General features: G+C 58.9%; 7 protein-coding genes. 4 read left to right on the top strand and 3 right to left on the bottom strand.

Translation table 11 applies throughout. The annotated features are described in order from the left end of the window. Window positions 1-3120: tetratricopeptide repeat protein (locus ACIREA_RS17980; RefSeq protein ID WP_397383704.1), on the bottom strand; the 3120-nt coding region annotated here is incomplete at its 3' end. Window positions 3121-3392: 272 nt separating this feature from the next. After that, window positions 3393-4676 carry a GDSL-type esterase/lipase family protein gene (locus tag ACIREA_RS17975; RefSeq protein ID WP_397383703.1) on the bottom strand — a complete coding sequence of 428 codons (1284 nt, stop codon included), beginning with the start codon at window positions 4674-4676 and terminating at the stop codon, window positions 3393-3395. 48 nt (window positions 4677-4724) lie between these two features. Here ACIREA_RS17975 and ACIREA_RS17970 point away from each other — a divergent pair, with 48 nt between their 5' ends. From ACIREA_RS17970 to ACIREA_RS17955, 4 genes are all read left to right on the top strand, one after another. Further along, the gene (locus ACIREA_RS17970; protein ID WP_397383702.1) at window positions 4725-5744 is read left to right on the top strand and encodes a dihydrodipicolinate synthase family protein; all 1020 of its coding nucleotides are present in this window, start codon (window positions 4725-4727) and stop codon (window positions 5742-5744) included. Window positions 5745-5984: 240 nt separating this feature from the next. Beyond that, window positions 5985-6431: an IS200/IS605 family transposase gene (gene tnpA, locus ACIREA_RS17965; RefSeq protein ID WP_397383701.1), complete on the top strand. Its 447-nt coding sequence runs from the start codon at window positions 5985-5987 to the stop codon at window positions 6429-6431. A 326-nt stretch (window positions 6432-6757) separates the two neighbouring features. Further along, on the top strand, window positions 6758-7153 hold the full coding sequence (locus tag ACIREA_RS17960) for a VOC family protein (RefSeq protein WP_397383700.1): 396 nt from the start codon (window positions 6758-6760) through the stop codon (window positions 7151-7153). Window positions 7154-7284: 131 nt separating this feature from the next. Beyond that, on the top strand, window positions 7285-8073 hold the full coding sequence (locus ACIREA_RS17955; protein WP_397383699.1) for a hypothetical protein: 789 nt from the start codon (window positions 7285-7287) through the stop codon (window positions 8071-8073). A gap of 463 nt (window positions 8074-8536) precedes the next feature. Here the strand turns inward: ACIREA_RS17955 and ACIREA_RS17950 are convergent, their stop codons facing one another. Continuing rightward, window positions 8537-9955, bottom strand: a complete 1419-nt coding sequence (locus tag ACIREA_RS17950) for an NlpC/P60 family protein (RefSeq protein ID WP_397383698.1) — start codon at window positions 9953-9955, stop codon at window positions 8537-8539. Window positions 9956-10308: the final 353 nt, after the last annotated feature.

Genomic DNA, 10308 nt, shown 5'->3' with positions numbered 1-10308 from the left:
GCGGAGCCGAAAGCGATTCTGAACCGCAAGCATGCCAGCGAGTGCATTCAAGCCCTCGTAACCAGATTGCAGCAGCGGTCCTGCCTCGGTGTATTTTTTCTGATGCAGCATAGCTCCACCAAGCAGGCTCTCGACATTGAAGCGCAGCCAGTGCTCAGGCTGATGTTTGATGCACTGTTCAAGGCAGTCGCGGAGCAGAGGCTCTGCCTTGGCGGTGAGTCCAGTTTGCAGCCACAAGCTCCCGAGGTCTGCGGAGGCTGCGGCCACCGCAGCGATGTCTGCGGGCGTGCGCTTGCGCTGCAGTTCCAGCACCTGCTGATACAGCGCCTCGGCTTCTTCGAGCCGGCCTGCATGCCGGTGCGTTTCTGCCAGACCGGACAGGGTGGCGAGTGTCTCCACATGTTCGACGCCAAGGACGCGCTGCTGAATCTGCAGCAGATCTTGGTAAATCTTTTCAGCCTGTGCGTGGTCACCATGCCGGTCATGCATGGCCGCCATGGCATGCATCTGCGCCAGCACGTCAGGGTCTCCCGGGCCGTAGGCCGTCTTCATGATATCGAGAGTTTCGTGCTGCAACGTGATGGCTTGAGCATGTTTGCCATCCGCATCGAGCGAGGCGGCCAGCTGCTGCATCGAGCGCAGAGTTTGTACATGCGTGGCGCCGAGCACGCGCTGTTTCACCACCAGAGATTCCTGCCGGAGTTTCGTGGCCTCGGCAAAGCGCCCGTGGGTGTCATACACTTGGGCCACCGTGTCCATTTGCGCGATGATTTCTGGATGCTCCGGAGGGAAGGCTGTTTTCATGGTCTCCAGCACCTGCTGCTGGGAGGCTTCAGATTCGGCCTGCCTGCCCTGCGCCTCATACTCGTTCGCCAGATTCTTCATCGAGAAAAGCGTCTGCGGATCCTTGGGGCCGAGCATGCGACGTTTGGCGTCCAGGCATTCGTGGTGCAGCCTCAGCGCTTCAACATGCCGCCCGCGGCGTCCCAGCATCAAGGCCACCTGGTCTGCCTGCACCAAAGTGTCAGGGTGCTCGGCACCGAGCGACTTTTTCAAGACCTCCAGCGCGCCAAAATACAGCTTCTCCGCGTCCGATGGCATGCCGGCCTTTTCACAGGCCTGGGCCGCAATGTTCATCGTGATGAGGGTGCGCGGATCATCGGCACCCAGCACACGGCGCATCCCATCCACCTGCTCGCCACGTCGTTTCATGGCCTCGGCATGTTTACCCTGCAGAGTGTATGAATTCGCCAGATTGCCGAGGGTCGCGAAGGTATCGAGGTGGTCCGGGCCGAGCACACGTTTCTGCACCTGATAGAGATTGAGAAACAAGGTCTCGGCCTCCAGGTGTTTCTCTTGGTCATCACAAACCGCCGCCAGCACGGAGATCGTCACAAAGGTGTCCAGGTGGTCCGGGCCCAGAGCTTTTTGCTGGGAGCTCAAGGTCCTGCGAAGCAGTGTCTCCGCATCCACATACCGGCCTTCGGCCTCCATGGCTGTGGCTAGCTGCCGCATGGAGCGCAGGGTGTCCCGATGCGCGCCGCCGAGCGCCAGCTTGCGCTTCTCAAGGGCGCCCTGGAACTGCTTCTGCGCATCCAGCGGTTGTGACAGCGCCAGATAGGTCAGCCCGATCGTCTCCTGCGCCCGCGCTCCAGACTCAGCGTTGTCTGTCAGTTCGTCCAGGTGTTCGACGGCTGCGTCCAGCATGCCTTTCACCAGCGTGGTGTCTTTTCCCTTCACGGTTTCCGGCGTCAGAAAGGCAAACATCTCCTGCAGAAAGCGGGAGGTCATGGAATAGGACTCGGCCCTTTGTTTGGTGGTCACACGCACCTCTTCCTGCTTCTCCTTCACCAGCAGCCAGCCCATGACCGCCATGCCGCCTGCCACCAGCAGCACCAGTATCGCCGCGAGAGCGAACAATCCCCGGTGCTCACTGATAAAACTGCCCAGCGCAGTACCTTGGACCATCGGCTTTTCTTCCTGAGCCGCCGCCTCTTTGAGGTAGCGTAGAAAGTCATTCTCCATCGCATCTAGGCTCGGATACCGGCTTTCAGGCCGCTTTTCCAAGGCACGCATCACCACCCAGTCGAAATGCTCCTCCAGAAGTTCGGGGTAGGTGGCTGCCTCCACCTTGCGGTTCAGGGCGAGGCCGGTGATCTGTGCTTTGGGTAAAGAGCGAAGCAGCGCGGACGGCTTTTCCACAAGCGTCTCACACACCACCTTCTTCACCTCATTCAGGTGCTCCGCCGTGTCTCTGGGAGTGGGAATCGGCAGCCGTCCTGTGATCATCTCATACAGCAGCATGCCCAGCGTATAGATGTCGGTGCGTGCATCGATCGCTTTGGCGGCCACATGTTCGGGAGAAAAGTAGGCCGCAGGTGCCCGGAGTTGCCCCGTGGGTGCGACAAGGGCGTGGTTCATCGCCATGGCGATGCCAAAGTCCGTCACCTTCAGCACTGGCTGCCCTTGATCACCCCATCGGACGAGCAGGTTGGAAGGCTGCAGATCTCCATGCACCACGCCTTTCTGGTGGGCATGGTGGATGGCATCACAAACCTGAATGAACAAGCGAACGCGTGTCAGCAGCGAGAGCTTTTGATCGTCGCAAAACTGGGTGATGGGCGTCCCATGCAGCAGCTCCGTGACGAGGTAGGGCCTGCCGCCGGGAGTCATGCCACAGGCGTGCGGCCTGGCGATATCGGGGTGATCCAGCAGCGCCAGCGCATGCTTCTGCGCTTCGTAGCGGATCAAAAAGTCGTTCGCGGCTGCGGCGATGATCTTGATCGTCACGAACTCCGCCACGCGTGCGTTCCGCTCCGCCATCCACATCGTGCTGCTCGTGCTGTCTTCAATGATCTGCAGCAGCCGGTAAGGGCCGATCATGTCCCCCGGCTTTTCTTCCAAGGTCCCATGGCCTGGTGCTTTCGGCACCCGGATCCCCCGCGTGCGGCGCTGCTGGCCACCGTTGCCGGGGTGATTGCGCAGACGGTCCCACACCTCATTCCACAACGCCGTATCGTTCCCACAAGCTCCTGTGAGAAAGACATGGCGCTCAATGTGGTTTGCACGTTCGAGCGCTTCATTGAAGAGCTGCTCGACGCGGGCAGGGTCGTGGCTCATAGGTAAACGTGCATACTATTATTTCCATAACAGTATGCTTGTCCCCGCCCTGCGGTAATGAATCAGGATTCAAACGACTCTTAAGAGTGGTTCACCCATCACTCAGCCCTGAGGAATATTGACTCATGGAAATGATGTGGTGTTACCGGCCTTCCTCGACCCTGAACACTCCGCACGGTCAGGGTGCGGAGCGCGGCCGGAGCTCCCACTAGGGATGACCTAGGCACTCACCACTCCGTCATGCGAAGAGCGAAACAGCAGTAGCCCAGATTCTATGGCACAAGCTCACCCACCAGTAGGATGGCACCAGGATAAAACGCCGTTCCATCGAAGCGCTCTGGCTTGTCGATCTTGTTGCCGTTCTTCGCGAGGATCGTCGCCTTGTCTGGCTGCTTCGCATCAATCTCGATCTTCACGCTGTGCACCTTGTCTTCAAGATCGCTGCCAATGACGAGCGCGCTGAGGCGATGGTAAGTGCAGTAGGCATCAAAGCGCGCCACGATCTTCGCAGGCTGATCATCCAGCGTCACACTGACCTGCCCACAGTCGGGACCAATGATGTCGTAGATGGAGCAGCGCGTGCCTTTGAACTTGAAGCTGATCGTCTCGCCGGGCTGTGAACCTTTGTGCAGCGAAGTCATGCGATTAGTCCAGCGTTTGCCAAAATCATCCGTCTTCGGATCCAGCAGCGTGAATCCCTTCGACAGCGTCGCAGCACTGATCGGCAGCAGCTTGGCCTGCTCATAATTCGTGGCGATGAACGGTGCCCCCAGCACATGCGCGCCCGTCGTTTTCGAAGCGGCCTTGATCGGCTCCTGCGAACGCACAATGGCCGCCAGATACAGCTCATGCCCAGTCTCCACATGCGGATGCACGCTGTCCGGTGCAAAGACGAATTTCCCTTCCAGCGCCATCTTCTCCTCGTCCGTCTTCGGCAGCTTCGCCTTCCACGCCAGCTTGCCTTCCTTCGCCAGCTTCGCCACTTCCATGCCCATGTGAATCGTCGGGATGCCGTAGTGATCGGCAATCTTCTCCATCGCACTCGCGGAGCGCTGGAACTTCCCTTCCAGCATCGCAGGCACCAGCGCCTCGGTCACCGTATAGACAAAGCAGATGTCGCACTCCGGCAGCGCCTTCCACGTCTGACGCACGATGCCTTCCATGCAGCGAAAAATCTGCTCCGGGGAAGCACCGCCGTCATTCACCGCGAACTCCACGAACATCAGGTCCGGCTTGTGATCCAGCACATCCTGCTTCAAACGAAACACACCCAAGTCCGAGCCCGTGCCACCGATGGCCGCATTGATCTCGCTGAACTTCGCCTTGGGATAAGTCTGCTGAAAATACGCCAGCGTCTTCGGCCTCCACCCGTTCTGCGCCGTGATGGAGCCACCAAGGTAACCGATCTTGATTTCCGTACCCGCCGTGTTCGCCTTCGCAAAGAAGTTCGGCAGTCCGTTGCGCGGATGGCACTCCTGCGCAGGCACCAGCGGGAACTCATCCGCAGCATGAAGAGTGGCGGTGGCAAAAAGCAGAAACAGGAAGTGGCGCAGCATAAGGACTCAGTTGAAAGGTTGAGCCGTCAGCATGCGAAGCAAATTTTCATGAACAACTTCGACTTTCGCTCCCCGCTCCAGCACGGCATCGCCATCCCCGCCCATCCGCTCGCACTCACCGCGCAGCGCAGGCTCGATGAACGGCGGCAGCGCGCACTGGCACGCTACTACATCGCCGCCGGCGTCGGCGGACTCGCCGTGGGCGTGCACACCACTCAGTTTGCCATTCGCGATCCGCAAATCGGCTTGTTCAAGCCCGTGCTCGAACTCGCAAAGGAAGAAATGGACCGCTCAGGAAAACCCCTCGTGCGCATCGGCGGCATCTGCGGAGCCACACCCCAGGCCGTCGGTGAAGCCGAGCTTCTGCGCGAGCTCGGCTACCACGCAGGACTCCTCAGCCTCGGCGCGCTGCCTGCGGCCACCGAGGATGAACGCATCGCACATTGTCGAGCCGTGGCCGAGGTGCTGCCCATCGTCGGGTTTTATCTGCAGCCCAGCGTCGGCGGCCGCGTGCTGCCCTACTCGTTCTGGCGTCGCTTTGCAGAGATCGAAAACGTCGTCGCCATCAAGATGGCCCCGTTCAACCGCTATCAAACCCTCGACGTCGTGCGCGCCGTCATGGAGGCCGGGCGCGATGACATCGCCCTCTACACCGGCAACGACGACAACATCGTCGCTGATTTTCTCACCCCCTACCGCTTCGCCGGAAAAGAGCGCCGCATCGTCGGCGGCCTCCTCGGCCACTGGTCGGTATGGACACAGCGCGCCGTGCAGCTTCTGGAGCAATGCCGCAACGCCGAAGCCACCTCCGAACTCTTGCGCCTCGGCATCGAAGTCACCGACAGCAACGCCGCCTTCTTCGACGCCGCCAACGCCTACCACGGCTGCATCGCCGGCCTCCACGAAGTCCTCCGCCGCCAAGGCCTCCTCGAAGGCCTCTGGTGCCTCGACGAACACGAATCCCTCAGCCCCGGCCAGCTTGAAGAAATCGACCGCGTCTATCGCGCCTACCCTCATTTGAACGATGATGTGTTTGTTGCAGCGAATCGGGACGAGTGGCTGCGGTGAGACTGTGGGACAGGAGACAGCGTCTGCTTAGCGGCGGTCCCGAAGGCACCAATGAGTGGCTGAGGTGAGTCTGTGAGATTGGGGCAGCATCTGAGTAGCAGAAGTCCTAGTGGTCCCGGAGGGACCAGAGATATTAGCCGGTGGTGAAGCGAGGCTTGCCGAGCGAGAACCACCGGACCTGCGCGCACCACCCCACGTATCTGAAGGTTGCGCCCCGGCAGGGGCGCGAGAAGTTGTCGCATGCCCTCGACGCATCTTTCGCTGCATTACCATTTCGTGTTCAGCACGAAGAATCGCGAACCCTGGCTGGCTCCAACCGCACGTAAACGCGTTCATGAATACATCGGTGGCATCATGCGAAACAGGAGCGGCATCGCGCATGCCGTGGGCGGGACGGGCGACCATATTCACATCGCGGCAGGTCTGCGCGCAACCCACTGCGTGGCGGATGTGATGCGCGAAATCAAAAGCGAATCATCACGTTGGATTCATGAGGAATTGCGCCTGGCTGGGTTCGCGTGGCAGGAGGGTTATGGCGCGTTCACGTTTGCAGCACCTGATCTGGAAGCGGTGCGGGCGTATGTTCTCAACCAGGAGGAGCATCATCGTGTGAAGACCTTCCGGGAAGAATACGTGGCGATGCTGCAGCGCGGGATGGTGGAGCATGACGAACGGTATCTGTGGTGAGCGGGAACGCGGCAGGGGCGGGCGCTTCTCGCGCCCTTCCAGGGCGCGACCAATGTGCACGAGGGTTGTTGGCGAGAGTCCGGTGGTTCTCGGTCGCTACGCTCCCTTCACCACCGGCTAATTTCCGACGAGCCTCCGGCTCGCAAAGGCATGTGGGGGTAAAACGACACTCGTGAAGGCTTCAGCTCGTGCTTCTCCCCTCAAACTGTCGGTATAAAACGGCTGATAAACCTCACGTTCTGTTAATCATCTGTGCTGTTCGGTAGGCTTTACTTGACCCGAATAATGAAAGTTAACTCAAGCACTCAAGCACCTTCAGCAGCACTATGATTCGCGCCATCATTGTTCATCTTCCCACCAAGGATGTGCCTAGAGCACGAGCGTTTTACACGGCCCTTGGCTTCACCGTCAATGAGGGCATGAGCGGAGAGAAGTATGTCGGCATCGTCATCAGCGACACCATTCAGCTCATGCTTTCGGATGAGTCGGTTTTCGCCACGTTCTCACCGCGAGGCCTCTGTGACACTTCCAAGTACCTGGAAGTTCTGAACTGCCTCCATTGCTCCAGCCGGGCCGAAATTGACGATCTGGTTCGGAAAGCCGTGGCCGCTGGAGGCACGACTGTCGAAGAAGCGGAAGATCACGGCTTCATGTATCAGCACAGCTTCCTTGATCCCGATGGGCACGCATGGAATTTGTTTCACACGACGGAGACGCCGTGACTTCGTCTCCAGTGAGAACGAGGCCGAACAAAACGGATGCAGGCAACGTCTCGTATGGCATCTGTCGTGTCATCGACGTTTCGCGCTCGCCATCGGCATGATGCTGGACGTTCGCCCACCCAACCAGTGACATGCGTTATCTATTTGCAGCTCTAGTCTTGTTTGTGGGCACCGCATCAGCTGCGGAGTTTGACCCACACAAGGGCCCCGCGCCTGTCCTTGTGCTGATGACGAATGATCCATGGGCGCAGGTGATTGGCTCTGACACACCACGACTGGCGGCCTATGAGGATGGCACAGTCATTTACCAACGAGAGCTGAACGGGATTCCGAGTATGTGGGTCGCCCACTTATCACCTGATGGCCTCTCCAAGTTGGTCGATATCGCCCGGCCCCTTATCAGGCTTCCTGGTCTCCAGCGGTATTACGATCTTGCTCCAGGTTGTACCGATCAGCCAACGACGGCACTTTTCATTGCCGATAAGAACATCACCCAAGTGGTTGGAGCGTATGGATTGACCGCCCGAGGGCGGTCAATGCGGGAGCACATGGATGGCGAGGAACCCCCACCCCCCGAATTCATGAAAGCCCATAAGTTGCTTTGTAATTACCTCGTTCCAAACGCAAAGCCCTGGGTCCCACCCTACATTGAGGTCACGCTTTGGGACTATGATTACGCCCCTGATGCATCCATTCTCTGGCCGAGCAAGTGGCCGTCGCTGGATTCACCGAGGGTTCGGAAGAGGGGCGATTCATTCTCCGTGTATCTTGATGGCTCAGAGCTTCAAGCGCTTCGAGACTTTGTCGCCACTCGGAAGGAGAAGGGAGCGGTTGAAGTTTCCGGCCGGAAGTATGCCATAGGTTACCGATTCACATTTCCATCCGAATCGATTTGGATGGCAGCCTTCAGCAAGCAGTGACCTGATTCGAAGCGTTAGGCATCAGCAAGCGTCATGAGAACAGAGCCACACAACCCGGGAGTTTCACTCCGAATACCGGACGCGACCTGCGAGCATCTCTGTCGCGCTGTTTCCAGCATTCAGGGGCTGGTTGTTACGCAGAGACGACGGCATTTCTGGACCGTATCAGACGGCAGCGCAGAGTTAAGGCTTCGAGATTGCACCTTCACGATTGAGCCTGATGAGTGGGATGGAGTTTACTGGATCTTGTCGCGAGCGGGGCAGAGTCATGAGATGGAGATGTTGGAGATTCAGTCGGCTGTTGAGAGATTCACGGCACCGAAAGTTCAATCCTTTGCGTGGCTTCGCCGGATTTTTGTTAGAGGACAAAATGTTGTCGACTGAGATGTGCTGCCGAACCGCTCAGTGCATCATGCCAGCTGCTTCCGCTGTCAGTGGTCTTCGTACAAACTCTTTCGCCGCATCACTGCTGAAAAAACCGCCGAACGGAACTGACCGCGCGATCCACCTTCTGCTCAAACACGCTCTTCGGCGGTGCGGCAGGCGTGCGTCGGCGAGTGGTGGAGGCGACGGGGGTAGAGCGTTTCTTGGTCGCCGTTGGTTTGGGTTTGGCGGTGGTGGTGGCTTTGGAAGGAGCGTCGGTCTTGGCCTCTGCAACGACCGTTTTCTTGGTCGCGGAATCGGGTGGCGTTTCGGTGGTGGCGACTGCTTTGCGGACTTCTTCCTTCGGTGCGGGAGATTCTTTGACTGCTGGGGACTCCTTGGATGCAGGCGTTTCTTGGGTCTGAGTTGCCACCTTCGGTGCGGCTGGTTCTTTGAGGGTTGCGGTTTCCTTGGCTGAGTCTGTTGCTTTGGACTTCGCCACCACCTTGGGTGCAGGTGATTCTTTAAGGGCTGCGGTTTCCTTGGCTGAGTCTGTTGCTTTGGATGTCGCCACCACCTTCGGTGCAGGTGATTCTTTGACCGCAGCCGTTTCCTTCGGTGTCGTTGCTTCCTTGGACACTGCTGTCTCTTTCGGCATGGGCGCTGGCGCAGGTGCAGGCGACGGTGTCACCGCCGCGATCACCGGCCGCTCAGGCTCCACAGGCAGCAGACCCGGAGTCGGCCCGTAGCCATAAAAATGCTTGGTGCTGTCCGCCTTGGGCAGGCTGAAGTCGAAGACGCTGACGCCGCTGCGGCGCTCGCCCATGTAGCTGCGGCCGTCGCTGGAGCCGAAGACGACGCGTTTGCCGCTTTTCTTGAGCTTGCCGAGGTAGATCATGACGTGGGTCACGGGCAGCTTGCGCGTGGTTTCGAGAGAGTTGGTCCAGAAGAGCAGGTCGCCGGGTTTGAGGTTGGCGAATTCCTCGCTGTCAAAGCTGGTGGCGGTGGGGGTGAGAGAGAGGTGGCTTTTTTTGTCCACCCAGTTGCACATCTCGTCGGATTGACGCGGCACGTCCTTCAGGCCTTGAAAATGCAGCACATGATAAATCGTGCCGGAGCAGTCCATGCCGCCCTTGTTGGGTTCACTGGAGCCATACATGTAGCCGAGCTCCAGATGCGTCAGCGCCAGGCAGCTTTGCACGAGGCTTTGAATCTGCTTGGGGTAGGCGTCAAAGCCACTGATGTCCTCAATGCTAAGCGTGGAAACCGCCGCCGGAGTCGGCACGGCGGTGGGGGGATCTTCGTTCACCGGCTCGGAAGGCGGAGGCGTGGTCTTCTTGGCCGCAGGCGTTTCAGCTTTGGCCGCTGTGGAATCAGACTTGGCGGGCGCTTTCTTTTTGGAGCTGGTTCCCGACGTGGAAGACTTTTTCCCCTTGGATGAAGTCGTGGCTGCAAGCAGCGGAGCGCCTGTGCCTGCTGCCATGAGCATGACCAGCAGGAGTCGCAGTAAAGTGTGCATGAGATTCGGGGGCTGAGAGTTGGTGTCGCTTGGTTAGACGCCCCGGGTGACCAAACTGATCAAATCCATTTTCTGAGTAGGAAGGCGGGAAAGCAGGAATGAATCGTTTCTCGCGGCCCCGCTTTCCTTATTAATTAATCCGGCAAGCTGAATGTGCCGGTGCTGACAGCTTGGACTTTAGCACGGATGCAGAGAAAAGAGCACGAATAAGCACGAATCGGAATTCAGCCACGGACTCCCTGTTCCCCCCAGAAACAGGACTACTGGGTCTGCATGCGCGAGATCACCGCGCAGACCACTCCCGCCATGAGCAGCACCGCGGCGACGATGCGAATGCCATAGGCTTTGCCGGA

This window comes from Prosthecobacter sp., from assembly GCF_044373815.1.
GTDB lineage: Bacteria > Verrucomicrobiota > Verrucomicrobiia > Verrucomicrobiales > Verrucomicrobiaceae > Prosthecobacter.
Note: the sequence above shows the minus strand (reverse complement) of the source record. Positions and strands in the feature narration are given on the sequence as shown.

Coding starts and splice junctions, on each gene's coding strand:
- ACIREA_RS17960 (WP_397383700.1), top strand. CDS start 6,758: ATGATTCGCGCCATCATTGTTCATCTTCCCACCAAGGATGTGCCTAGA.
- ACIREA_RS17970 (WP_397383702.1), top strand. CDS start 4,725: ATGAACAACTTCGACTTTCGCTCCCCGCTCCAGCACGGCATCGCCATC.
- ACIREA_RS17955 (WP_397383699.1), top strand. CDS start 7,285: ATGCGTTATCTATTTGCAGCTCTAGTCTTGTTTGTGGGCACCGCATCA.
- ACIREA_RS17975 (WP_397383703.1), bottom strand. CDS start 4,676: ATGCTGCGCCACTTCCTGTTTCTGCTTTTTGCCACCGCCACTCTTCAT.
- tnpA (WP_397383701.1), top strand. CDS start 5,985: ATGCCCTCGACGCATCTTTCGCTGCATTACCATTTCGTGTTCAGCACG.
- ACIREA_RS17950 (WP_397383698.1), bottom strand. CDS start 9,955: ATGCACACTTTACTGCGACTCCTGCTGGTCATGCTCATGGCAGCAGGC.